The organism is Rhodococcus sp. P4_B6, assembly GCF_056402215.1.
Genome location: NZ_JBFUHV010000011.1, coordinates 96,388 through 120,265 on the forward strand (window position 1 = coordinate 96,388; position 23,878 = coordinate 120,265).

Here is a 23,878-nt window from a genome sequence, read left to right on the forward strand (position 1 = left end):
CCGGGTGATTGTTGCGCTCATCGACTCGGGTCTCGGCATGCTGCCGACGGCGGCGTGGTTGCGGAAGTTGCGACCCGAACTGGATCTGATTCTCGCGCTGGATCCGGACGGGGCCCCGTGGGGTCCCAAACCGGAGCAGTGGGTGATCGATCGTGTTCTCGCGACCGCGCAGCGTAGCCTCGACCGCGGCGCCGAGGTGATCGTGCTGCCGTGCAACACGGCGAGCGTCACCGCGCTCGACCACGTCCGGGAGCTCGTCGGACCGCAGGTTCCGGTCGTCGGGACGGTGCCGGCGATCAAACCGGCCGCCGCGGCGTTCGGGTCCGTCGCCGTCTGGGCGACCGCCGCGACGACGGCGAGCCGGTATCAGGCCGATCTGATCGAGAAGTTCGGGAACGGCAGTTCGGTGGTGGGGGTCGCGTGCCACGGTCTCGCGGAGGCCATCGACCGGGGGGAGCGGGACGCTGCGATCGCCGCCATCGCGTCCGCCGCGGAGCGGACGCCCGGCGACGTCGGCGGGGTGGTGCTGGGCTGCACCCACTACCCGTTGATGGCCGACGAGATCGCGGCGCAGCTGCCGGCCGGGGTGCGGTTGTTCGACAGCGCCGAGGCGGTGGCGGCGCAGACCCTGCGCCGCATCGACGCGCTGTACCGGCCGAGCGCGGGGGAGGGCACCGTGGAGGTGTTCCTCAGCGGCAGGCCCGGGCGGCTGCCCGCGAGCGCGGAGGCGTTCCCCGCCGGTCAGCTGCTGGCCGCGGGAACATCTCAGCCCAGCTGAACCATCCCGGCCGCCACCACCCGTGCGACGTTGCCGAGTTCCTCGCCGTGTTGTCGCGGCAGGTCGTCGAGGTCGTGCAAGCGGTCGTTGCCCGCGACGGAGAACATCGCGGCCACCCACGCCGTCGCGCAGGCCCGGAGCGTCCCGGGTTGCACGGGGTACGGCGAACTGGCCTGCAGCAGTCGCTCGGTGATGTCGCTGAGGTAGTCGCGGAACCGCCTCAGGTGGGCGCGGACGTCCGGGTGGGTCTCGGCCTCGCGCCAGATGATCACCCGCATCACCGACGAGTGGTGATCGTGCAGATTCAGTGCGGTGTCGAGGTTGACGAGGCTGGCGGCGGGGTCACCCGGAGTCACCAGGGCGCCCACGTCGCCGAAGGGTTCGGTCGGCAGTCTCTCGGACAGCAGGGCCAGGAGGATGTCGGTCTTGGAGGGGAAGTAGTAGAACACCAGTCCTTTCGGGACGTGCGCGGCAGAGGCGATCGATGCGGTGGACGTGGCATCGAATCCGTGTACGGCGATGAGGGATTCGGCGGCGTCGAGGATCAGTTCGCGCGCGTCGCCGTCGATCTTCGCGCTGCGCCGCCGACGGCCTTTCCGCGGTTGGGGGTTACCGGGCTTTCCGAGATGGGGTGCTGGCATGGGCCTTTCCCGACGTGAACGGCGGGGCGCAGGCCGTAAGCCTGCGCCCCGCCCCAATCGATGTTCTCGGTGCTGTGGTTCACAGATCAGTGATGTGTCGCCAGCCCTCCGTGTCCGTGCATCCGGGAACTCATCATCGGCAACCCCGTGACAGCCACGACGACTGCCAGGACACCGACGACCCATGCGGTCCACGCCGCGCCCGTGAATGCGTCGAAGTTCATCACCCACGGGGCGAGGAACAACAGCACTCCGAAGACGGCCATCGCGTACTCGGCCACAGTCATCTCCGGGCGGCTCATATGGACGAGACCGGAGAGGGCCACGAGTACACCGAGGACGATGAGTGACCACATCGCGGCGTTGTTGGTGTCGAGCCACAACGGCGAGAGCGCCGCGAAGACTCCGATCACGATCGCCACCACATCTTGCATACGACTCCACGATCTCATGTCCGGCCTCCTCGAAATGGATTGTGTCCACTTCGAGTACACGCCTGATTGACCGCCCGATCAATACCTCACCCGTTGCATTCGGATAACGCGAACCGCAGGTCGGAGCATGTTTCGTGATCTCCGCTCGGGCTGTCGGTGACGTGTGGGACAGTGCCTTCGTGACTTCCACCGCAGACGACGTGAAGCGTGCTCTCGCCGAGGTGTCGGACGAGGCCGACGCCGTCAATCTGGCACGGTTCTTCAAGACCGGTCCGGGGGAATACGGGGAGGGTGACGTCTTCATCGGCGTGCGGGTTCCCGGGACGCGCAGCGTGGTTCGCGCTCACGCCGATCTGGACCTGCCGGAGGTGACCGTGCTGCTCGACAGTCCGGTGCACGAGCACCGACTGGCGGGGCTGCTGGTACTCGTTACGCAGTTCGACCGGGCGGCGAAGGCGGGCGACGACGCCTTGCGCGAGAAGATCGTGTCCTTCTACCTCGACCTGGTGATGCGGGGACGGGTGAACAACTGGGATCTGGTGGACTCGTCCGCCGACCGGATCCTGGGCGCGTGGCTGTTCGACCGGCCGCGGGACCCGGTCTTCGAGCTGGCCGCGGACGACGACCTCTGGCGGCGCCGCGTCGCGCTGCTCAGTACGTTCGGGTTCATCCGCCGGGGTGATGCGTCCACGACGCTCGAGGTCGCGGAGTCCGTCCTCGGTGATCGCCGCGACCTCACCCAGAAGGCGACGGGATGGATGCTGCGCGAGGTCGGCAAGCGGGTCGACCGCGCCCTGCTGACCGGCTTCCTCGACCGGAACGCCGCGGCGATGGGGCGCACGGCCCTGACATACGCGTGTGAGCACCTCACCGCCGAGGAGCGTGCGGGCTACCGCGCGATGCGCTGACCGGATTCCCGCTACATTCGGTGGCATGACTGCTCCCGCGCCCACTCGCCGTCGCCGTGCCGGGCTGATCCTCGGCGCGGTCGTCGCGGTGATGGCCGTCGTGGCGGGCGGGGTGCTGTGGCTGGCCCCGGACCGCTACCTGCCGTGGGACACCGCCGAATTCCCGGCCGTCGACACGACCGCGCTGTCGCCGCAGCAGGCGCGGATCGTCGGGCTACTGGAGGCCGAGCACGGCACGCAGCGGCCGGGGACGTTCTACTCCGAAGGGGTCGAGGAGCCCTGGTGCGCGGACTTCGTCAGCTGGATCATGCGGGAAGCGGGCCTGCCGCTGTCGAATCCGAATTCCGGGCACTGGCGGATCCCGGGTGTCTACACATTGCAGGAGTACTACCAGTCGCAGTCGCGGTTCCAGGAGGTCGGCGACGGGTACCGCCCGGCCGTCGGGGACGTGGTGCTCTACGACAACAGCAGCTGGGTCGGCCAGCACACCAACATCGTCGTCGCCGTCGACGGTGACACCGCTACGACGGTCGGCGGCAACGAGTTCGGCCGGATCCGCGTGCACACGGTGGACTGGGCGAGCGACTCCGCCGTCGTCGGTTTCGGCCGGCTCGGGTGAGCGGCCTTCAGAATTCGATCTTGAGGTGGTCGGTGACCGGACGGGCCTGGCAGCCCAGGATGTAGCCGCTCTCGATGTCCTCGGGGTCGAGAATTTCGCTGTTCTCCATCTCGACCTTGCCTTCGAGCACGGTGCACGCGCACGACCCGCACTCGCCCTCCTGGCAGGAGTAGGGCACGTCGATTCCCTTGGCCAGCATGATGTCGACGAGGGTCTGCTTGCGGGGCCAGCTCAGGGTGTGGATCTCGCCGTCGAGTTCCACCTCCACGGTGGCGGCGTCGGCGGCCTCGGACTCGGTGACCTCGACGACGTCGGAGTCACGGAACGGGTCGCCGGCCAGCGAGTTGAACACTTCGGCGTGCACCTGGGTGCGCGGCATGCCGGCGTCGGCGAGGGCCTTGTGGATGGTGTCCATGAACGGCGCCGGTCCGCACATGAATGCCTCGTGCCCGAGGTAGGGGGCGACGGCGGAGGCGAGCTGGTCGACGCCGGGCAGTCCCTGGACCGTCTCCAGCCAGTGGATGGACACGAGCCGGGACGGGTACCGGCTCGCGAGGGTGCGCAGTTCCTCCGCGAAGATGACCGACTTCTCGTCGCGGTTCGCGTAGAAGAGGACGACCTTGCCGGACCCCTCGGTGAGGGCGGACTTGAGGATCGAGATCACCGGCGTGATGCCGCTGCCCGCCGCGAACAGCAGGAAGTCGTGGTCCAGCGACTTGGGGGTGAACACTCCCGACGGGGGAAGGACTTCGAGGGTGTCGCCGACGGCGACGTTGTCGCAGAGCCAGTTGGACCCGTACCCGTCGGCCGTCCGCTTGACGGTCACCTTGGGTGCGTCGTCGGTGAACGGCGAGCTGGCCAGCGAGTAGCACCGGGCGACCGATCCCGTGCGGTCGCTGGGGATGCGCAGGGTGAGGAACTGGCCCGGCTTGTAGGCGAACTTGCCTGCGAGGTCGGCCGGGACGTCGAAGACCAGTGACCGGGAATCGGCGGTTTCCTCGACCACGCCCGACACGGTGAGCACCACCGATCGTGAGCTGTGCGGCACCTCGACAGTCGTCATCGTGTGTGCAGTCCTTCCGTACTTCGCAGCGCCGGAACGCTCGCTTACCTGCCCCAAGAATAGAACAGGTTCTAGTTTTTGCCTAGCTGTCCACTCCGTGCGGAGTGGACAGCCTACCGAGTGTCCACCTCTCCGGCTCGGCCCGGCCGCACCTGCCCGATCGGGCAGTTTGTCCGCCGCGGTCGGACGGTTCGGGCTCGCAGGTCTGTAACCCGGGCCCGAACTAGGTCACAGTGGATTCCAGGTGAGACGCCGATCACATCTACTGCGTCCCCTTCCCCAACGCTTCAGATCCGACATCGACTAATCGAGGAGACGGCCATGGCCATCGAGCTCAACCAGATCTGGGACTTCCCCATCAAGGAATTCCACCCGTTCCCGCGGGCACTGATGGGAGTGGGCGCCCACGACATCATCGGCGTCGAGGCGAAGAACCTCGGTTTCAAGAGGACCCTGCTCATGACGACCGGCCTGCGCGGCTCGGGCATCATCGAGGAACTGGTCGGCAAGATCGAGTACCAGGGCGTCGAGGTCGTGCTCTACGACAAGGTCGAGTCCAACCCCAAGGACTACAACGTCATGGAGGCGGCCGCGCTCTACCAGAAGGAGAAGTGCGACTCGATCATCTCCGTCGGCGGCGGCTCGAGTCACGACGCCGCCAAGGGCGCCCGTGTCGTGGTCGCGCACGACGGCCGCAACATCAACGAGTTCGAGGGATTCGCGAAGTCCACCAACAAGGAGAACCCGCCCCACATCGCCGTATCCACCACGGCCGGTACGGGTTCGGAGACCTCGTGGGCGTACGTCATCACCGACACGTCGGACATGAACAACCCGCACAAGTGGGTGGGATTCGACGAGGCGACCATCGTGACCCTCGCGATCGACGACCCGCTGCTGTACTACACCTGCCCCCAGCACTTCACCGCGTACTGCGGATTCGACGTCCTCGCGCACGGCAGTGAGCCGTACGTGTCGCGTCTCGACTTTGCGCCTTCGCTCGGCAATGCGCTGTACTCGGTGGAACTCGTCGCGAAGAACCTGCGGGAGGCCGTGTTCGAGCCGCGCAACCTGAAGGCCCGTGAGGGAATGATGAACGCGCAGTACATCGCCGGGCAGGCGTTCAACTCCGGCGGCCTCGGCATCGTGCACTCCATCTCGCACGCGGTCAGCGCGTTCTTCGACAGCCACCACGGACTGAACAACGCGATCGCCCTGCCTCGCGTCTGGGAGTACAACCTGCCGTCGCGGTACGAGCGCTACGCCCAGCTGGCCGGCGCGCTGGGGGTCGACACCCGCAACCTCACCACGGTGCAGGCCGCGGACGCGGCGGTCGAGGCCGCCATCCGCCTGGCGAAGGACGTCGGCATTCCCGACAACTTTGGTCAGGTGCGCACCGACTCGTACGAGAAGAACCAGATGAACACGAAGAAGTACGAGGGTCGCGGCGACACCATCCGCGGTGACGAGAAGACCGTTCGCGCCATCTCCGAGCACATTCAGGGCGACTGGTGCACACCGGGCAACCCGCGCGAGGTGACGGTCGAGTCGATGATCCCCGTGGTCGATCACGCGATCAACAGCGCGTACTGACCGACCTGAAAACTCGCGTCCGGGGCGGGCGCCACACCCCAGCCCGGCCCCGCCCCGGATGCGTTCCCACCACCACCTGCTGACGAAGGACGGATGCCCCGATCATGACTGCACCGCACACAGCCCCGGAACCGGAGGACGTCCGCTTCGCCGACGGCGCGGAACTGAAGGAGGCGTTGCGCGAGGTCGACTACATCGCCGACGACGAGTTCGCGGTGGTCGTCCACCTGGCGACCGCGCTCGAACGCCCGCTGTTGCTGGAGGGGCCTGCCGGTGTAGGCAAGACGGAGCTGGCGAAGTCGCTGGCCGAGGCGGCGGGGCGCAAACTCGTCCGGCTGCAGTGCTACGAAGGTCTCGACGACAACCGGGCGCTGTACGAGTGGGACTACGCGAAACAGCTTCTGCACGTGCAGATGCTGCGTGACCGCATCGGGGAGAAGCTGGCCGCGTTCGACGACATCGCCGACGCGTCGAAGTTCCTGGCAGCCCAGGATTTCGGGCTGTACTCGGAGCACTTCCTGTCGGTGCGCCCCCTGCTCGAGGCGATCCTGTCGCCGGAACCGGTGGTGCTGCTCGTCGACGAGGTGGACCGCACCGAAGAGTCGATGGAGGCGTTGCTCCTCGAGGTTCTTGCGGAGGGGCAGATCACGATTCCCGAAGTGGGGACGTTCGCCGCCCGGTCGGCGCCGTGGGTGATCCTGACGTCCAACGACACTCGTGAACTGTCGCCCGCGCTGAAGCGTCGCTGCCTGCACTACCACCTCGGCTATCCGACGCCGCAGCGCGAGCGGGACATCGTGACGGCCAGGGCGCCCGAGGTCGAGGACGCCGTGGCGGCGGACGTGGTGGATCTTGCGCGCACGCTGCGGGAGTTGCCGCTCCGCAAGAGTCCGTCTATCGCGGAAGTCATCGACGCGGCCCGTGCGGCGGTGGTCCTGAAGTCGACGGGGGTGGCCGTGAGTGCGCAGGCCGCGGTCCGGGACATCCTCCTCACCGCCCTGCTCAAGTACACCAGCGACGTCGAACTGGCCCGCACTCGGCTGTCCGGCGAACAGCCGCTCTCCTCGGACGACGAGGACACCACTCCGGCCGGGCCCGCGGAGCGGGTGACGGTCGCATCGCGGCCGGCCAACACGACCACCGCCGTGTTCCGCGGACGCGGTGGCCGGGACCGCGGCGGCATCGGCGCGGGCCGCCAGGGCAGGCGCTGACGATGCTCCACCCGGCCCCCGATCCGTCCCCGTCCCTTCCCTCGCAACTCCTCGACGTGCTGGCGGCGTCGTTCGGAAAGATGTTGCGCCGCTACGGCGTCGCCGCGTCCCCCGCCGAGGTCATCGAGGTTCGCCGGGTCTTCGGGCTGGTCGAGGGCCGGGACACGGCCACCCTGCGGGCGTCGCTGCGCGCGGTGTGCGCGAAGTACACGTACGAACAGCAGGGTTTCGACCGTGCCTTCGACGTGTTCTTCGGGTCGGTCGCCGACGCTGCCTCCGGCGGCGCGCGGCCGCCGTCCCGGGCCGAGTTCGCGGAGGGCCTGCCGTCCGCGCTGGAGGTGGCGGACAACGCGGAGACCGCCCGGTACGCGGAGTACAACGAGCGCGCCGCCGAGGTCGGCGACCACTTCGACACCCCCGAGGCGCAGAAGGGGTTCAACCCCCACAAGGACGACGACGACGTCAGCATGACGTCGAGCGACGCAGATTTGTCCGTCGATTCGGAAGCCGAGTCCGGACGCCGCGGCGTCACGTACACGGTCGAGGTCGAGCGGGCGGCGAGTACCGCCGTCGGTGACCTGGCGTCGTCGACGAGCGGCGCCGTCGTCGGATCGCTGTCCTGGGACGATCCGGAGTCGATTCTCGCGTGGCTCGACGCCTACGACCCGAGCAAGGTCTACGCCGATTCCGGCGGGGCGGAACCCCTCACCGCGGCCCAGCTGAACCGGCTGGCGGAGGCGGTGGAGGCGTTCGTCGGTGCGCTGGCGGACGCCCGGGACCTGACCGCCGGGCCCGCAGACGCACCGGGGACCGCGAGCGGTCCGGTGGCGGCCACGTCGCGAGCCGAGGTGAATCAGGCGTGCTACGAGGTGCTTCGGCGGATGCGCGGGCCGTCACGTCCCCGCCCGCGCGAACTGGCCCGGGGCCGCCTCGACATGCGCCGCACCGTGCGCGCCAGCCTGCGGACCGAAGGCGTCCCGTTCCACCTCATGGTGAAGGCGCGGCGTCCGGACCGGGTGCGGGTGCTGATCCTCGCGGACGTGTCGCTGTCGGTACGACCCGTCACCGCCTTCACTCTCCGGCTGGCACAGGCGATGCACCGCCGGGCGAGCCGCTGTCAGGTCCTGGCGTTCGTCGACCGGCCCGTCGACGTCACGGACACCCTCCTCGCCGGGACCGACGACGACGCGCTGGCCTCGGTGCTCGCCGACCCACGCATCGATCTGGAGGCGAGCAGCGACTACGGCCGGGTCTTCTCCGACGTGCTGACAGAGTTCGGCACCGAAGTGAACACCCGCACCTCGGTGATCGTCGTCGGCGACGGGCGGTGCAACGGCCTGCCGCCGGGCGTCGACGAGTTCGCCGAACTGCGACGCAAGGTGCACCGGCTGGCCTGGATCACGCCGGAACCCGAGCGGTACTGGAACCAGGCGTCGTGCGCGATGCCGGAGTACGCGGACATCTGCGACCGTGTCGTGGTCGCCCGGGATGCCGCGCAGCTGATGTCCCGCGCCGCCGAGCTGGGACACGCGCTGCGGTGAGTACCTACCCGATCGGGTAGGTGCCGTGCCTGTCCTTCGGTGGGTGTGAAGCCCTCTCCCGGGCCGTAGGGTCGAGGCCAAGGTCTTGTAATCTGGATCACATGTACGCAGGTGTCGGGAGGAGTGTCGACTTGTCCGTGTCCTATCCGTCCACCCGCACCACCGCCCCCGGCAGGCTGGTGAAATTCCACGCACCCGAGATCGTGTTCGGTATCGGGTCGATGGTCGAGGCCGCGCATGCGGTCCTCCGCCTCGGCGGGGCGCGGCCGATGCTGGTCACCGATCCGGGTCTGATCGAAGCAGGCTGGGCGTCGGAACTCGAGGATCAGCTCCGCGAACAGGGCCTCACCCCCGTCGTGTGGAGTGCGTTGACACCCAACCCCAAGGACCACGAGATCGCGGCCGGACACGACGCGTACCGCGAGGGCGAATGCGACGTTCTCATCGCCCTGGGCGGCGGCTCGGTCATCGACGCGACGAAGGGCATCGCGGTGCTCGCCGCGAACGGGGGCAACATCCTCGACTACGAGGGAGTGGACCAGGCGACCAGTCCGATCCCGCCGCTGGTGATGGTGCCGTCCACGTCGGGCACCGGAGCCGACGTGTCGCAGTTCTGCATCGTGACCGACACGAGGCGGGGCACCAAGATCACCATCATCGGCCGCGCGCTCGTCCCGGACGTGACCGTGATCGACCCCCGGCTGCTCACCACCATGCCGGAATGGCTCAACGCCGCGACCGGACTCGACGCCCTCACCCACGGCATCGAGGCGTTCGTGTCGCTGGCCCACAACCCGCTCACCGACCACCATGCGCTCCGCGCGGTCGGGCTGGTCACCGACACTCTCGTCCGCACCATCGAGGAGCCGATGGAGATGGAGTCCCGGGCCGTCATGGCGCAGGCGAGCCTCGAGGCCGGCCTCGCGTTCACCAACGCCATCCTCGGTGCCGCGCACGCGATGAGCCATCAGGTCGGGGGCCTGCTCGACCTGCCGCACGGAGTCATCAACGGCATCCTTCTCCCGCACGTCATCCGGTTCAACGCCACCGACGACGCCACCCCGTTCGTCGCCATCGCCGCTGCTCTCGGTCTCGAGGAGCGCCGGGGAACACCCGAGGAGGCCGCTCTCGCCGTCGCGGACCGGGTGGATCGCCTCGCCCGCGAGGTGGGAGTGCCGAAAGGTCTGGGGCAGTTGGGAGTTCGCGAAGCCGATCTGTCACGCCTGGCCGAGTTCGCGCTCCGCGACGCCTGCATGTCCACCAATCCGCGCACGGCCACCCACGAGCAGATGGTGGCGCTGTTCCGGACTGCGCTGTGAGCGCATGAACGCCCCGGACCTGTCGACGCTTACCGGACTGCGGTCCGGCAAGCCGACGTTCTACCCCCAATATCGCGGCGCCGCGGAACGTCTCGAACGTGTCGTCCACGCACTGGAACTCATCTCGCGTGCCCTCGTCCGCACGGTGGAGGGCCCCGAGACGCTCATCTGCGCGGTCGCCGAGGCGGCCCGGGCGCACCTGGACGCGCAATGGGTCGCGTTTGCCCTCGCCGACGGCATGCTGCCCGACGCAGGCCCGCGCCGGCTGGTACTGGGGCCGGACGCGACGCCGTTCCTCGTCGACAACGTCGAGGGCCCACCGCTGCCGGACGAGGTGGTGACGTGTCTGGCCGACATCCGGTCCGCGCGCACCGGGGGCGCTCCCGTCATCGACACGCACCATGCCTTCGTGCCGATCGTCCTCGAGGGCGGCGTCGTGGGAGCCTTCGCGGCCTGGACGGCCGAGCACCGCACACTCGACACCACCGACGGCGCAGTTCTCAGCATCCTGGCGAGCCAGACCGCCGTGGCACTGCAGAATTCGGCGCTGTACCAACGCGGCCAGCTGCTGCTCGAACGGGCCGAGCACGCGTACTCGGAGGCGCGTCGAAACGCGTCCGATCTCGCGGTGCGCAACGCCGAACTCGAATCCACCCAGCGTCAACTCGGAGCGGCCCACCGGCACCAGGTGCTCGACGAGGAACGGCACCGGATCGCCCGCGAACTCCACGACAGCGTCACCCAGGCGGTGCTGTCGGCGGGCATGCAGATCGAGGTGTGCCGGAGCGGTGTCCCGGACGAGGAGCGCAGTGAGAGGCTCGATCTCGCAAAGGAATTGACGCGCCGCGCGGTGGAGCAGTTGCGTTCGGCCATCTACGCGCTCAACCACTCCGGCGGTTCCGACCGGACGTCGCTGCCCGAGATGCTCGAACAACTCGGGGTGGTGCACATGCCCGACGAACTCGCGGTCACCGTCCGCGTCGGCGGCACACCCGCGGAGCTGTCCAGCGAACGGGAACACGCGCTGCTGAGGATCGCCGGTGAGGCGCTGTTCAACGCGGCCGTCCATGCCAACGCGACGCGCGCCGTCCTGCGGCTCACGTATTCGGCCGACTCGGTGCTGCTCTCCGTGGCCGACGACGGGAACGGAGACCCGAAGCGGATGCGCCTGATGCTGCGGATGGCGGCGAACAACGACCTCGACGGGCACCACCGCGGGTTGGCGAACATGCAGGCCCGGGCAGCGGAGCTGGGCGGCACTCTCGAGGTGGCGCGGGCCAGGATCGGCGGAGTCCGGGTGGCTGCCCGCATTCCGTTACATTCCGACAGTGAGGTGGACCGATGACCATACGAACCTCGGTGCGTGACCAGACCGGGTCCGCCCGCCCCACGTCGGTGGTGAAGCTCGTGCTCGTCGACGACCACGCGATACTCCGACAGGGTTTGCGCTCCGTCCTCGAACGGGAACCGGATCTCGAGGTGGTCGGCGAGGCATCGTCCAGTCAGGAGGCGCTGGCCGTCGTCGGTGACGTCGCGCCGGACGTCGTGCTGATGGACCTGAAACTGTCGGCGGCCTCCGACTACGAGGGGCTGGCACTGTGCGCCCAACTGTCCGCCGCGGACGGCACGATGGGGTTGCTCGTGCTCACCACGTTCCTCGACGAACAACTCGTCGTCCGCGCCATCCACGCCGGCGCCCGCGGATACGTCGTCAAGGACGTCGACACCACCGAACTGGTGCGCGCCATCCGTGCCGTGTCCCGCGGCGAGAGCGCCTTCGACTCCCGCAGCGCCTCCGCGGTGATCCGCTCGCTCAACGGTCAGACGACCCCACGTGAAGGGCTTACCGAGCGCGAACTCGAGGTCCTGCAACTCCTCGCCAAGGGGTTGTCGAACGCGAAAATCGGGGAGCGGCTGTTCATCTCGGCCACGACGGTGAAATTCCACGTCAGCAACATCATGCGCAAACTCGACGTCGGCCGGCGCGCCGAGGCCGTCTACGAGGCGGGCAAGCTCGGCCTGATCTGATCCGGCACCGCCGCGGCCGCGACCGCGGAAACCTGTCGTGACCACCCGCGAACCGGCGTAGCGTCCCCACCATGGCTGCGATCTCGGTGGAGAATCTCGTCAAGACGTTCGGTCCGACCCGCGCACTCGACGGCCTCGACCTCGAGGTGGGAACGGGGGAGGTGCACGGATTCCTCGGGCCCAACGGGTCCGGCAAGTCGACGACAATCCGGGTACTGCTCGGCCTGCTGCGCGCGGACTCGGGCACCGCCACCCTCCTGGGCGGCGACCCGTGGCACGACTCGGTGTCGCTGCACCGGCGGCTCGCCTACGTACCCGGTGATGTGAACCTGTGGCCCAACCTCACCGGCGGCGAGGCCATCGACCTCCTGGCCGGATTGCGCGGTGGGCTCGACGAGCCCCGGCGCGCGGAACTGCTCGAGCGGTTCGAACTCGATCCGACGAAGAAGGCGCGCACGTACTCGAAGGGCAACCGGCAGAAGGTCGCACTGGTGGCCGCGTTCGCGTCGGACGTCGAACTGTACGTGCTCGACGAACCGACGTCGGGGCTGGATCCGTTGATGGAGTCGGTGTTCCAGGATTGCGTCGAGGAGATGTCGGACGCGGGGAAGACCGTCCTGTTGTCGAGTCACATCCTCGCGGAGGTCGAGGCGCTGTGCGACCGGGTGAGCATCATCCGCGAGGGCCGCACCGTGGAGACCGGCACGCTCGCGGAACTGCGGCACCTCACGCGCACGTCGATCACCGTCGAGACACAGCAGCCGGTGACCGGACTGGACGCCGTCGAGGGCGTGCACGACGTGCGGGTCGACAGCCTGCACACCCGATGCGAGGTGGACACCAGTGCGATCGAGGGCGTGCTGCGCCACCTGCTGTCGTTCGGGGTTGCGTCGCTCACGTCGACGCCACCGACACTGGAGGAGTTGTTCCTCCGGCACTACGGCGACGAACTGGCCCGGGAGGGTGAGAACCACCGGCGCGCCGAATCCGGGACACGGACGCGATGAGCACGGTGACGACGCCGGAGACCACCGGGCGCGGCCAGTACGCGGGAACCCCACGGCTCGTGCGGCTCGCCCTGCGCCGCGACCGCATCCAACTGCCGGTATGGTTGCTCGCTCTCGCCGCACTGCAAGCATTCTCGGCGTCCAGTGTGCTCGGCCTGTATCCCACGGAACCCGACCTGCGCAGTTTCGCGATGGCTACCGCGGCGTCGCCGGTCGCGCTCGCCACCAACGGTCTCGTGTCGGGGTACAGCGCCGGCGCCGTGCTCGCCTGCCAGATCGTCATGCCGATGTCGCTGGCCGCCGGCCTGATGACCACCCTGCTGGTCGTGCGGCACACCCGTCAGAACGAGGAGACCGGCCGCGCCGAACTCGTCGAGGCGGCCGTCGTGGGCCGGAAAGCACTGCTCACCGCGGCCCTGGTGGTCGCGGTCGGTGCCAACCTGACCCTCGGACTGCTCAACGTGGTGGTGCTGGTCGCGGCGGGTCTGCCACTGGACGGGTCGGTGGCTCTCGGCGCGGCCGTCGCCGGTGTCGGCATCGCGTTCGCGGCGATCGCCGCGGTGACCGCCCAGGTGACGGACAGTGCCCGCACCGCCAACGGACTGGCCGGGGCCGCCCTGGGCATCGCATTCCTGTTGCGCGCCGTCGGCGACATGACGGGCACGGTGACGGAAGACGGCACCCGGGTCGTCAGTGGCTGGCTGACGTGGCTGTCGCCGATCGGCTGGGCCGAACAGGTCCGCTCCTACGACGACAACGCGTGGTGGGTGCTGGCGTTCCCCGCCGTTTTCGCGCTGGTCGTCGGTTCCGTCGGCTTCGCACTCACCGAACGCAGGGACGTCGGCTCCGGCCTCGTGCCGACCCGCCCCGGCCCTGCCCGCGCGTCCCGTTCACTGCCGACGGCCGTCGGATCGGCGTGGCGGATACAACGGACGATCCTGTTCTGGTGGGCATTCGGGATCGCCGTCCTCGCCGTGGTGTACGGCGCGATCGCAGACCAGATCGACGACTTCCTCGGGGAGGGTCAGCAGGTCGCCGACATGATGGAACAACTCGGTGGCGGCACCACCGACATGGTCGACGCCTACTTCGCCGCCATCTTCGGCATGATGGCGATCGCGGTGGCCGGCTACGCGGTGCAGGCGCTGCTCCGAATGCGCGGTGAGGAGGCGGCGGGGCGACTCGAACCCGTTCTGGCGACGGCGGTCTCGCGTCCGCGGTGGATGCTGGCGCACGTCGGCCTGGTCACGGTGGGCATCGTCGTCCTGCAGGCACTGACCGGGGCGGCGACCGGCCTCGCGTACGGTCTCGTGACCGAAGACGTGCCGGGAAAGGTCGTGAGCCTCACGGGGGCCGCCCTCGTCTTCGTGCCGGCGATCGGGGTGGTCGCGGCATTGGCGGTGCTGGCGTTCGGCGGCGTGCCCGCCTGGTCGGCCGGGCTATCCTGGGGCGTGCTCGCGATCTGCCTGATCTTCGGATTCCTCGGATCGCTGCTCGGGCTCCCGCAGACGGTCCGCGACCTGTCGCCGTTCACACACGTCCCCGCCCTTCCCGCCGCGGAAGTGACGGCCGCTCCACTCGTCTGGCTCGCGGTGATCGCCGTCGTGGTGGGTGCGGTCGGAGTGGCGCTGTTCCGGCGGCGAGACCTCACGAATTCTTAGCGGAACCGGGAGGCTGGGTCGACGGTCGGCGACGAAGGTCGGTGTCCAGCATGCGGATCAACTCACCGACCCGTCCACCGCCCCCGGTGCTAGATAAGCGGCGCCTGCCGCTGCCCACGCTGCCTCCCGAGCCGCCCCAGTGTTCGTGCCCTTGGCAGCCGCGAGGTCCGCCCACGCGGTGTCGCGCAGAGAATTCCCACGCTCATCACCCAGCGCGAACTCCCACGCAGCAGTGATCGCGTCTCGGGGCCGCGAGTCGTGCGGCTGATCGGCCTCGAATATCTCGAGCACCACCTCCGCGCACCCCGCAGCAAACATGGTCACCTCAGGAAGATCCTGCTTGCTCAGAACGATCTCGCTCGCTTCCCTGCCATGATTCCATTTTCGACCATCGGGGCTGTTCCGTACCGCGCGTTCAGGCTGTGCCTTCCCCGAACAGGGGTCGCACGTCGGCGACGTCGTACTCGGCTACCGACGCCGAGAGGATGTCCGCGCCTTGTTCGTCGCTGAGGCCGCTGCCTCGGAAAGTGTTGACCGCCGCTTGCGGCTCCCAGCGTTCGAAGACGTTGATGCGCGCGCCCGCGCCGCCGTCGGGGTCGCGGACGGTGGCGACTCTGGCAATTGGTGACGATCACTCCGGCTCAGCGGGATCAGGCTCCACTGGCGATCACCTTCACCTTATTTCCCAGCCTGTACCTGCGTGCGGGAGCGTGGCACGACTTCGCGCTCCCGGCGTGTGGCTGCGACGCGTGCGACGAGGACGCGGAGTACGTTCTTCGCGAGCTGGCGGAGAATACGGAGGCGCTCACCGCCGGGCGGCTGTCCGAACGGATCACCGGCCGGCCCCGCGCTGTTCTCGAGTTCTCCTGGGAGGGCGACGATTGGAGCAGGCGCGGAATGAGGAGGCTGTCGGTGGCGGATGTGAACCAATTGCGCGCCCGGCCAGTCCAACCGCCGGCCGATGGCAACTGGCGGCCGCGACGGCGTGCGCCAGCCCAGTCGCGGTCAGCCTCTGGCCGCCGGCCATTGCGGCCCGGCCGGTGGCTGAGGACGAACAGCGGTGCTGCAGGGTGCGGGGTCCCGTCGTCGCCGAACCGGTCGGAATTCTCATTCGGTTGCGGCCGGCGATGTCGACGACCTTCCCGGGCCCGGCGCTGCCGCGTGATCAACACGTGGTTCCGGTCGAAGGGAGATAAGTCGAACGCGCACCTATTTGACCGGCACGTCGGAACCCATTGCTCGGGTCGCGTTTGGTTGCTAGAATCGAACAAAGTTTCGAATGGCTTTGGGGGAGGTCGGTTGTGGGGGCAATGCTTCTCGAGGAATTACGCGCATTCACGGCGCGGTTGCAATGTGCCGAGGCGGCGAGTGGCGACGCGGGATTGGGCATCGATCTGCTCGATGCGATCGAGACGTTGAAGTCGGTCGGGTGTGCGGTGCAGGCGGTGATCACCGACGATGTCGCGACGAGTATCCGTGCCGACCGTAGGGCTCGGCGACTTCCGCAGTCCGAGTGGGGTCGGGGTATTGCGTCGCAGATTGCGTTGGCGCGCAGGGAGTCCCCGAACCGTGGCGGTAGGCATCTGGGTTTCGCGCAGGCTCTGGTGCACGAAATGCCGCACACCCTTGCCATGTTGCAGACCGGCCGGCTGAATGAATGGCGTGCGACGTTGTTGGTGCGGGAGACGGCATGCTTGTCGGCGGCCGATCGGGCGATCGTGGATCGCCAGTTATGTTCGAACCCAGCTACTCTCGACGGCATCGGCGACCGCGGTCTGATCGCGCGGGCCAAAGCCCTTGCGGTGGAACTCGACGCCGCCTCGGTCGTGGCCCGGCACCGCAAGGCCGTGTCCGAACGACGGGTTACGACACGTCCGGCCCCGGATTCGATGGCCTATCTGAGTGTACTGATGCCGGTCGAACAAGCCGTGTGCCTGCAGGCCACGCTGGGTCGGGATGCGGACAGCCTGATCGCGACCGGGAAGGGTGGTGGGCGCACCCGCAATCAAGTGATGGTGGACTTGTTGTTCACGCGTGGCACCGGAGCCGACGTGGCGTCGGGTGTTCCGGTGGCTGTGAACCTTGTGCTCTCGGACGAAACACTCCTCGCCGGCGGTCACGAGGCTGCGCAGCTGCATGGGTTCGGGTCGGTGCCGGCGGGGATCGCTCGGCAGCTGGTGGCCGATGCGGTGGATTCGGACACCGAGGTGTCGTTGCGGCGAGTGTATGCGTGCCCGCAGTCGGGGGCGCTGACGGCGATGGAATCCCAATCCCGCATGTTCCCGAAGAGTCTGAGAAAGCTGATCGACCTGCGGGATCAAACGTGCCGCACGCCCTGGTGTGATGCCCCGATCCGCCATCACGATCACATCCGCTCACACGGCAAGTCGGGTGCCACCAGCGCGGACAACGGGTCCGGACTGTGCGAGGCCTGCAACTACGCGAAGGAAGGCGACGCCTGGACCGCCCGCCCGGTACGCAACCCCGGCCGCACCCACCTCATCGACCTCGGCACCCCGACCGGGCACCACTACCGCTCGGCAGCGCCACGGCTGCCGGCGCCCGCGCACCTCCGAGCGTCATGAGGAGGTCAGCAGTCGATGACGAGCCAGCCGCCGTGGTGCTCGAACACCTCGAATGGGCGTCCCGTCGATTCGCCGAGTTCGGTGAGCGACGTGGTGTCGAAGGTGCGGATGTGTCCGTGGCAGGCCGTTGCCTCGTCCTCGTAGGGGACGGCGACGACAACCCGTTCGCGGGCAACGCGGAGGGCCTCGGATATCACTGCGGCACCGATGTTTTCGCCGACGTGCTCGAGGAGGTGGATGGCGGTGACGGTGTCTGCGCTGTCGTCGGGGACCGGCACGTGCGCGGCGTCGCACACGAGGGTGCGCAGATCGAGTCCGAGTTCCGGTGCCACGGCGTCGAGGAGGGTCATGGTGCCGGGGAGGATGTCGGTTGCCGTGACGGACCGCCCGGCGCGGGCGAGTCGCAACGGGAGGAAGCCGAAGCACGACCCGAGGTCGAGGACGGAACCGCGGACCAGTTGTTCCGCCTTCTCGTGGATCGGTGCGAAGTCGGCGGTGCCGTCGAGCAGCTCGCCGAGAGAGTTGCGGTAGTAGACGGTCCACGCGTCGAGTGCGCCGTCGACGGTGGAGCGCACCAGTCCGACCATGGTCGATTCGAACTCGCCCTGACCGAAGTCGGCGTCCTCGATGGACGCGGTGACCGAGGCGACGAGTCGCTCGCTCAGATCCTCGGGTGTGAGGGCGTGCGTGACCCGCAACCGGTCGCCGTCGCGGGTGAGGGTGAGCGGCCCGTCCGTGACCCGCTCGACCGTGACGTGACCGTGTGACCACAGTCCGGGTTCGCACGGAGCGAGAGAGTCGAACGCGGGCGTGTCGAGAGTGGAAGTCATTCGAAGCAACCTTGCCGAGAGGTGATGGCGGGCGTGGGTCAGGTCCGGGTGTCGGGCTCGCCGAGGGAACTCAGCCCATCGTAGAGCGATTGCATGCCGCTGGCGAGTAGTTCGTTCAGTTCGAGCGAATCKTCGTCGAGCCACTGCTCGTACGCCGACATCGCAACGCCGAGTAGAAGATAGCCGACGGTCCGTGGAACGTGGTCGGTCGGTGAGACTCCGAGCCGGCTCGCGACGTACTCGGCGATGACGTTGCGCCACCCTTCGTACATCACCACCGAATACGCCTGCAGCGCGGGCACGCGCAGGATCAGCCCCATGCGTTTGCGGTGGTTGACTTCCTCGCTCTCGGGAAACGCGTTGAACTGCAGGAGTGCTGCGGTGAGTCCGTCGACGATCGGGATGTCGCCGGGTTGCGCGGCGAGTTGGGCGCGCATTTCGGCGAGGTGGGCGTCGAAGTCGCCCCACGGGATCGCGTTCTTGGACGGGAAGTAGCGGAACAGGGTGCGGCGGGCGATGCCGGACGCTTCGGCGACTTCGTCGACGCTGGTGGCGTCGAAGCCCTGTTCCGTGAACAACTCGATCCCGACGGTGCTGATCCGATCCTGCGTCGTGGACGGGCGTCGCCCTATCCGACTGGATGGTTTTCGCCGACTTCTCAACTTTCGTACCCTCCCGAGCTGTCATTCTGCACTCGATGCCATTACAGTGGTGAGGCGAGTCACAGGAATGGTCACCTATGACGGGGAACATCCCTCCGGCTCGCGCCGTATCACCGAACAGTAGGAGGAAATCATGTCGGATCGCGACAACAACGTGCTGGAAAACGACTTGGTCGAGGAATCCCTGGTGGAAGAGGTCTCGATCGACGGCATGTGCGGCGTGTACTGATCATGTCCGCTCCAGCATCTGCTTCAGTGACCGGCAACGCCGGTATCGATCTCGATGTGGGCTGGAAGCTTCATCCGCAGGTGGCGCTGCGTCCCGAACCTTTCGGGGCGCTGCTCTACCACTTCGGGACGCGCAAACTGTCGTTCCTGAAGAACCGCACGATTGTCGCGGTGGTCGAATCGCTTCCCTCACACGCCGACGCCCGGTCCGCACTGCGGGCGCAGGGTATCGGGGACGACGCGGCCGCGCAGTACGCGCGAGCGCTCGGCACGTTGGCCGAGTCGCACATGATCGTCCCCGCCTGACCAGCTCTCTTCACCCCGTACCAGAGGACACAGCCCATGACCTCCATGCTCGAAAGGCCTTCCGCGGTGACAGCCCCCGTCGCTCCGGTCGGCCGCCTCGTCGACCAGTTCGAACTCGGTCTCGACGCCCCGATCTGCCTGACCTGGGAGTTGACCTACGCGTGCAACCTGTCGTGCGTGCACTGTCTGTCCTCGTCGGGCCGGCGTGACCCGCGGGAGCTGAGCACCGAGCAGTGCAAGTCGATCATCGACGAACTGCAGCGCATGCAGGTGTTCTACGTGAACATCGGTGGCGGTGAGCCGACGGTTCGTTCGGACTTCTGGGAGCTGGTCGACTACGCGACCGCCCACCAGGTCGGGGTGAAGTTCTCCACGAACGGGGTGAAGATCGACAAGAAGGTCGCCGCCCGGCTCGCCGCCAGCGACTACGTCGACGTGCAGATCTCCCTCGACGGTGCGACGGCCGAGGTCAACGACGCCGTCCGTGGTCCGGGTTCGTTCGCGATGGCGGTGCGGGCGCTCGAGAATCTCTCCGAGGCCGGGTTCAAGGACGCCAAGATCTCCGTGGTGGTCACCCGGCACAACGTGTCCCAGCTCGACGACTTCAAGGCGCTGGCCGACAAGTACGGCGCCACCCTGCGCATCACCCGGCTGCGACCGTCGGGGCGCGGCGCGGACGTGTGGGACGAACTGCATCCGACGCAGGCGCAGCAGCGCGAGCTGTACAACTGGCTGGTCGCCAACGGCGAGGGCGTGCTCACCGGTGACTCCTTCTTCCACCTGTCCGCCTACGGCGACGCGTTGCCCGGCCTGAACTTGTGTGGTGCCGGCCGGGTGGTGTGCCTGATCGACCCGATCGGCGACGTCTACGCGTGCCCGTTCGCGATCCACGACCAGTTCCTCGCCGGAAACATCGTGGCGGATGGCGGTTTCCAGCAGGTGTGGCAGACGTCGGAGCTGTTCCAGGAGCTGCGGTCCCCGCAGACCGGCGGCGCGTGCAGTAAGTGCAACCACTACGACTCCTGCCGCGGCGGATGCATGGCCGCGAAATTCTTCACCGGGCTGCCGATGGACGGCCCGGACCCCGAATGTGTGATCGGCAACGGCGAACTGGCGTTGGCTGCCGCGGGGGAGATCCCGAAATCCAGTGTCGACCACTCCCGCACCGGCCAGCGCCGGACTCCGCGGGCGCCGGTTCCGTTGACGCTGATGGTGCGTCCGCCGGCCAAGATTTGTGACGAGAACCCGCTTGCGGGCATGGACCAGACGTAAGTCGTCTGCCAGGTACGAGAGGTATTGCCATGGGTAAGAATCCGTTCTTCGAAACGGTGGCCGAGGCTCAGCGTCGCGCGAAGAAGCGCCTGCCGAAGTCGGTGTACGCGGCGCTGATCGCCGGTTCCGAGCGGGGCGTGACGGTCGACGACAACATCGCGGCGTTCGGTGAACTGGGGTTTGCTCCGCACGTCGTGGGGCTGTCCGACAAGCGTGAGCTGTCCACGACCGTGATGGGGCAGTCGATTTCGCTGCCCGTCATCATCTCCCCGACCGGTGTGCAGGCGGTGCATCCCGACGGCGAGGTCGCTGTCGCGCGTGCGGCGGCGGCACGCGGCACGGCGATCGGTCTGAGTTCGTTCGCGAGCAAGTCGGTCGAGGAAGTCACGGCCGCCAACCCTCAGACGTTCTTCCAGATGTACTGGGTCGGCAGCCGGGAGGTGCTGATCCAGCGGATGGAACGCGCCCGCGCCGCCGGGGCGACCGGACTGATCATCACCACCGACTGGTCGTTCTCGTACGGTCGTGACTGGGGTAGCCCGGCCATCCCCGAGAAGATGGACCTGAAGGCGATGCTGCAGTTCGCGCCGGAGGGAATCACCCGGCCGAAGTGGTTGTACGAGTTCGCGAAGACCCGCAAGATCCCGGATCTGACCACCCCGAACCTGGCGCAGCCCGGTCAGGAACCGCCGACGTTCTTCGGCGCCTACGGCGAGTGGATGCAGACGCCGCTGCCGACGTGGGACGACATCGCATGGCTGCGTGAGCAGTGGGGCGGGCCGTTCATGCTCAAGGGCGTCATGCGGGTCGACGACGCCAAGCGGGCCGTCGATGCCGGCGTCACCGCGATCTCCGTGTCGAATCACGGTGGCAACAACCTCGACGGCACCCCGGCGCCGATCCGCGCGCTGCCCGCCATCGCGGAGGCCGTGGGCGATCAGGTCGAGGTGCTCCTCGACGGCGGTATCCGCCGCGGTAGCGACGTCGTGAAGGCCGTCGCGCTCGGCGCGCGGGCGGTGATGATCGGCCGCGCGTACCTGTGGGGTCTCTCGGCGAACGGTCAGGCCGGCGTCGAAAACGTCCTCGACGTCCTGCGCGGCGGTATCGATTCGGCGCTGCTCGGGCTGGGCCACTCGAACATCCACGACCTCACCCCGTCCGACATCGTGATCCCGCCCGGATTCGCTCGCGTACTCGGCGCCGAATCCTGAACCACGAACGGCGTAGATGTCTGCGCAACTGACAGACCCGATCACCCTGGCCGGACGCCACGCCCGGTCCAGGGTGCTTCTGGGTCCGCACCCCACCAATCTCGGTGCGGGAAGGACGCTGTCGCCGCGTCATGTCGCGTACTACGAGCGCCGGGCGCGGGGCGGTGCGGGGATCGTCGTCACCGAGGTGGCGTCGGTCCATGCCTCCGACTGGCCGTACGAACGGGCTCCGCTGGCGTCCGACTGCGTCGCCGGGTGGCGGGACATTGTCGCGGCCTGCCGCCCGCACGGCACACTGGTGCTGGCCGGGTTGGGGCACGCCGGACTGCAGGGGTCGAGCGCCTACTCGCAGTCGGTGCTGTGGGGACCGTCGGGGGTCGCCGACGTGATCTCCCGCGAGATGCCGATGCAGATGGAGCAGGCGGAGATCGACAGCCTCGTCGAGGGCTTCCGGGCCGGGGCCGCCGCGGCAGTCGCGGCGGACGCGGACGGCGTCGAGCTCGACGCCGGGCCGAGAGCGCTCCTGCGGCAGTTCCTTTCGAACCTCACCAACGTACGCGAAGACGAGTACGGCACCGACCCGCTGCGGCTCGTCCGCGAGGTCCTCGCCGCCGTCCGCAAAGAGCTGGGCCCCGGCCGGATATTGTCCCTGCGCCTGAGCTGCGACGAGGAGACGTCCTGGGCGGGGATCACACCGTCGATCGCCGCCGGACACGCACGGGCCCTTGCCGACGCACTCGATCTGCTCGTGGTGGTCCGGGGCGGGCCGCTGTCGCCGAACGCCTACCGCCCCGACTTCCACCGGCCACCCGCGTTCAACACCGAACTCTGCCGCGGCATCCGCACGGCGGTCGCCGGCGCGGTCCCGGTCGTTCTCCAGGGCAGCGTCGTCGATCCGGCCGATGCCCGGTGGGCGCTCGACGACGGAGTCGCCGACGTCGTCGAGATGACGCGTGCCCAGATCGCCGATCCCGATCTCGTCGTCAAGATCCGGCGCGGTGCGGTGCCGCGGCCGTGCGTCCTGTGCAACCAGACGTGCCAGGTGCTCGACCCCCGCAACCCGGTCGTCACATGCGTCGGCAATCCCACTGCCGGGCACGAGACCGTCGATCCCACCGAGGACGCCGCTGTGGTCGCAGGCACGGCACTGGTGGTCGGTGGTGGCCCGGCCGGTCTCGAGGCGGCGCGGGTGCTTGCGCTGCGGGGTCACCGGGTCGCCGTGGCGGAGGCATCGGCTCGGCTCGGCGGGATGGTGCGGGCCGCGGCCGGGGCGCCGCACCTCAGGGCGCTGACCGACTGGCTGGAGAACGAATGCCGCGGTCTCGGAGTCGAATTCCGTCTCGGCGCCACGGTCTCCGAAGCCGAACTCGACGCCGCGGAACGAGACGGTGTGACGGTGATCCTCGCGACCGGCAGCACGCCCCGGCCGCTTCCGTTCCCCGTCGGGGGAAGTGTCCGGTGTCTCGGCGCCGCGGATCTGCGGGACGGTGACGTGCCTGCGGAGGGGCCCCACATCGTCTTCGACCCGGTCGGCGGACCGGTCGGCGTGGCGGTCGCCGAATGGCTCGCGGCGCGGGGCCGCGACGTGAGCATCGTGACCCAGGACTCCGTGGCCGGCTCGCGACTCGGCATGACCGGCGACCTCGCCGACGCCAACACCCGCCTGCAACGGGCCGGGGTGACGCGTCACCTCGACAGCCGCATCGTGTCGATCGACGGCGACGGAATGCGGTTGCGCAACCGGTACACCGCCGAAGAGTCGGTGGTGCAGTGCACCGTGTTGATCGACTGCTCGCATCGTCTCCCCGAGGACACGCTCGGCTCGACCCGCCCGGACACGGTGCGGGCCGGCGACTGCGTGGCCCCCCGCACACTGCTCGAGGCGGTCCGCGAGGGCCGCACCGAGGCGCTGACCGCGACCGCCCACCGGCGGTCCGAGTTCGATCACCATCCGTTCACCCTCGTCACCGAGAGATAGGAC

The 23,878-nt window shown here is 68.4% G+C and carries 24 protein-coding genes and 1 pseudogene; 18 read left to right on the forward strand and 7 right to left on the reverse strand.

All coding sequences use genetic code 11. The annotated features are described in order from the left end of the window. The first annotated feature begins 4 nt into the window (after positions 1-4). The gene (locus AC1DWT_RS07925) at positions 5-778 is read left to right on the forward strand and encodes a glutamate racemase (RefSeq protein ID WP_477920171.1); all 774 of its coding nucleotides are present in this window, start codon (positions 5-7) and stop codon (positions 776-778) included. On the opposite strand, the gene AC1DWT_RS07930 is transcribed toward AC1DWT_RS07925, so the two are convergent. Then, positions 766-1,419: a TetR/AcrR family transcriptional regulator gene (locus AC1DWT_RS07930; RefSeq protein WP_477920173.1), complete on the reverse strand. Its 654-nt coding sequence runs from the start codon at positions 1,417-1,419 to the stop codon at positions 766-768. The two genes, AC1DWT_RS07925 and AC1DWT_RS07930, sit on opposite strands and share 13 nt — an antisense overlap. An 86-nt stretch (positions 1,420-1,505) precedes the next feature. Next, the gene (locus AC1DWT_RS07935; RefSeq protein WP_072948378.1) at positions 1,506-1,871 is read right to left on the reverse strand and encodes an SPW repeat domain-containing protein; all 366 of its coding nucleotides are present in this window, start codon (positions 1,869-1,871) and stop codon (positions 1,506-1,508) included. Between the two features lie 161 nt (positions 1,872-2,032). Between AC1DWT_RS07935 and AC1DWT_RS07940 the strand changes: the two genes are divergently transcribed. Further along, positions 2,033-2,761, forward strand: coding sequence for a DNA alkylation repair protein (locus tag AC1DWT_RS07940; protein ID WP_477920175.1), 729 nt, complete (start codon positions 2,033-2,035; stop codon positions 2,759-2,761). A gap of 25 nt (positions 2,762-2,786) precedes the next feature. Beyond that, positions 2,787-3,380 (forward strand): CHAP domain-containing protein, encoded by a 594-nt coding sequence (locus AC1DWT_RS07945; RefSeq protein WP_378680049.1) that lies wholly within the window; start codon positions 2,787-2,789, stop codon positions 3,378-3,380. A gap of 7 nt (positions 3,381-3,387) precedes the next feature. Here AC1DWT_RS07945 and AC1DWT_RS07950 read toward each other — a convergent pair whose 3' ends face one another. Next, entirely contained in the window at positions 3,388-4,443 is a 1,056-nt protein-coding gene (locus AC1DWT_RS07950) for a ferredoxin--NADP reductase (RefSeq protein ID WP_206015160.1), read from the reverse strand. A gap of 321 nt (positions 4,444-4,764) precedes the next feature. Between AC1DWT_RS07950 and mdo the strand changes: the two genes are divergently transcribed. The 8 genes from mdo to AC1DWT_RS07990 all read left to right on the forward strand — a co-directional run bounded on the left by mdo (position 4,765) and on the right by AC1DWT_RS07990 (position 14,803). Then, complete coding sequence (gene mdo / locus AC1DWT_RS07955) at positions 4,765-6,036, forward strand: NDMA-dependent methanol dehydrogenase (protein WP_072948386.1); 1,272 nt, start codon at positions 4,765-4,767, stop codon at positions 6,034-6,036. A gap of 104 nt (positions 6,037-6,140) precedes the next feature. Then, positions 6,141-7,247 (forward strand): MadB family AAA-type ATPase, encoded by a 1,107-nt coding sequence (locus AC1DWT_RS07960; protein WP_072948388.1) that lies wholly within the window; start codon positions 6,141-6,143, stop codon positions 7,245-7,247. A gap of 2 nt (positions 7,248-7,249) precedes the next feature. Continuing rightward, the gene (gene madC, locus AC1DWT_RS07965; RefSeq protein WP_095860958.1) at positions 7,250-8,788 is read left to right on the forward strand and encodes a MadC family VWA domain-containing protein; all 1,539 of its coding nucleotides are present in this window, start codon (positions 7,250-7,252) and stop codon (positions 8,786-8,788) included. 131 nt (positions 8,789-8,919) lie between these two features. Continuing rightward, entirely contained in the window at positions 8,920-10,107 is a 1,188-nt protein-coding gene (locus tag AC1DWT_RS07970; RefSeq protein WP_072948410.1) for an iron-containing alcohol dehydrogenase, read from the forward strand. A gap of 4 nt (positions 10,108-10,111) precedes the next feature. Further along, the gene (locus AC1DWT_RS07975; protein WP_072948392.1) at positions 10,112-11,452 is read left to right on the forward strand and encodes a MadS family sensor histidine kinase; all 1,341 of its coding nucleotides are present in this window, start codon (positions 10,112-10,114) and stop codon (positions 11,450-11,452) included. Further along, on the forward strand, positions 11,449-12,135 hold the full coding sequence (locus AC1DWT_RS07980; protein WP_072948394.1) for a MadR family response regulator transcription factor: 687 nt from the start codon (positions 11,449-11,451) through the stop codon (positions 12,133-12,135). Before AC1DWT_RS07975 ends, AC1DWT_RS07980 begins: the two co-directional genes overlap by 4 nt. Positions 12,136-12,206: 71 nt before the next feature. Continuing rightward, entirely contained in the window at positions 12,207-13,142 is a 936-nt protein-coding gene (locus AC1DWT_RS07985) for an ABC transporter ATP-binding protein (RefSeq protein ID WP_477920180.1), read from the forward strand. Continuing rightward, entirely contained in the window at positions 13,139-14,803 is a 1,665-nt protein-coding gene (locus AC1DWT_RS07990; protein ID WP_477920182.1) for an ABC transporter permease, read from the forward strand. Before AC1DWT_RS07985 ends, AC1DWT_RS07990 begins: the two co-directional genes overlap by 4 nt. 57 nt (positions 14,804-14,860) lie before the next feature. Here the strand turns inward: AC1DWT_RS07990 and AC1DWT_RS07995 are convergent, their stop codons facing one another. Together AC1DWT_RS07995 and AC1DWT_RS08000 are read right to left on the reverse strand one after the other, a co-directional pair. Then, a complete protein-coding gene (locus tag AC1DWT_RS07995) occupies positions 14,861-15,121 on the reverse strand; it encodes a putative immunity protein (RefSeq protein ID WP_477920202.1) in 261 nt (86 codons plus the stop codon). A gap of 97 nt (positions 15,122-15,218) precedes the next feature. After that, a pseudogene (locus tag AC1DWT_RS08000) lies at positions 15,219-15,377 on the reverse strand (antibiotic biosynthesis monooxygenase); the annotation flags it as partial. 50 nt (positions 15,378-15,427) lie between these two features. On the opposite strand from AC1DWT_RS08000, the gene AC1DWT_RS08005 reads away from it, so the two are divergent. Then, the gene (locus AC1DWT_RS08005; protein WP_477920184.1) at positions 15,428-16,222 is read left to right on the forward strand and encodes a DUF6226 family protein; all 795 of its coding nucleotides are present in this window, start codon (positions 15,428-15,430) and stop codon (positions 16,220-16,222) included. Then, entirely contained in the window at positions 16,114-17,388 is a 1,275-nt protein-coding gene (locus AC1DWT_RS08010) for an HNH endonuclease (protein WP_477920204.1), read from the forward strand. Before AC1DWT_RS08005 ends, AC1DWT_RS08010 begins: the two co-directional genes overlap by 109 nt. A gap of 5 nt (positions 17,389-17,393) precedes the next feature. On the opposite strand, the gene mftM is transcribed toward AC1DWT_RS08010, so the two are convergent. Together mftM and mftR are read right to left on the reverse strand one after the other, a co-directional pair. After that, positions 17,394-18,218, reverse strand: coding sequence for a mycofactocin oligosaccharide methyltransferase MftM (mftM, locus tag AC1DWT_RS08015; RefSeq protein WP_095860955.1), 825 nt, complete (start codon positions 18,216-18,218; stop codon positions 17,394-17,396). A gap of 38 nt (positions 18,219-18,256) precedes the next feature. After that, complete coding sequence (mftR, locus tag AC1DWT_RS08020; protein ID WP_477920185.1) at positions 18,257-18,880, reverse strand: mycofactocin system transcriptional regulator; 624 nt, start codon at positions 18,878-18,880, stop codon at positions 18,257-18,259. Between the two features lie 133 nt (positions 18,881-19,013). Here mftR and mftA point away from each other — a divergent pair, with 133 nt between their 5' ends. The 5 genes from mftA to AC1DWT_RS08045 are packed head-to-tail and all read left to right on the forward strand — an operon-like array spanning position 19,014 to position 23,875. Then, entirely contained in the window at positions 19,014-19,109 is a 96-nt protein-coding gene (mftA, locus tag AC1DWT_RS08025; RefSeq protein ID WP_005573048.1) for a mycofactocin precursor MftA, read from the forward strand. Between the two features lie 2 nt (positions 19,110-19,111). Next, positions 19,112-19,414: a mycofactocin biosynthesis chaperone MftB gene (gene mftB / locus AC1DWT_RS08030; protein ID WP_167372162.1), complete on the forward strand. Its 303-nt coding sequence runs from the start codon at positions 19,112-19,114 to the stop codon at positions 19,412-19,414. Between the two features lie 36 nt (positions 19,415-19,450). Then, the gene (mftC, locus tag AC1DWT_RS08035; protein ID WP_072945585.1) at positions 19,451-20,686 is read left to right on the forward strand and encodes a mycofactocin radical SAM maturase; all 1,236 of its coding nucleotides are present in this window, start codon (positions 19,451-19,453) and stop codon (positions 20,684-20,686) included. 29 nt (positions 20,687-20,715) lie between these two features. Then, positions 20,716-21,897 (forward strand): pre-mycofactocin synthase MftD, encoded by a 1,182-nt coding sequence (gene mftD, locus AC1DWT_RS08040; RefSeq protein WP_072945587.1) that lies wholly within the window; start codon positions 20,716-20,718, stop codon positions 21,895-21,897. A 16-nt stretch (positions 21,898-21,913) separates the two neighbouring features. Next, positions 21,914-23,875, forward strand: coding sequence for a mycofactocin system FadH/OYE family oxidoreductase 1 (locus AC1DWT_RS08045; RefSeq protein ID WP_477920188.1), 1,962 nt, complete (start codon positions 21,914-21,916; stop codon positions 23,873-23,875). Positions 23,876-23,878 lie beyond the last annotated feature (3 nt).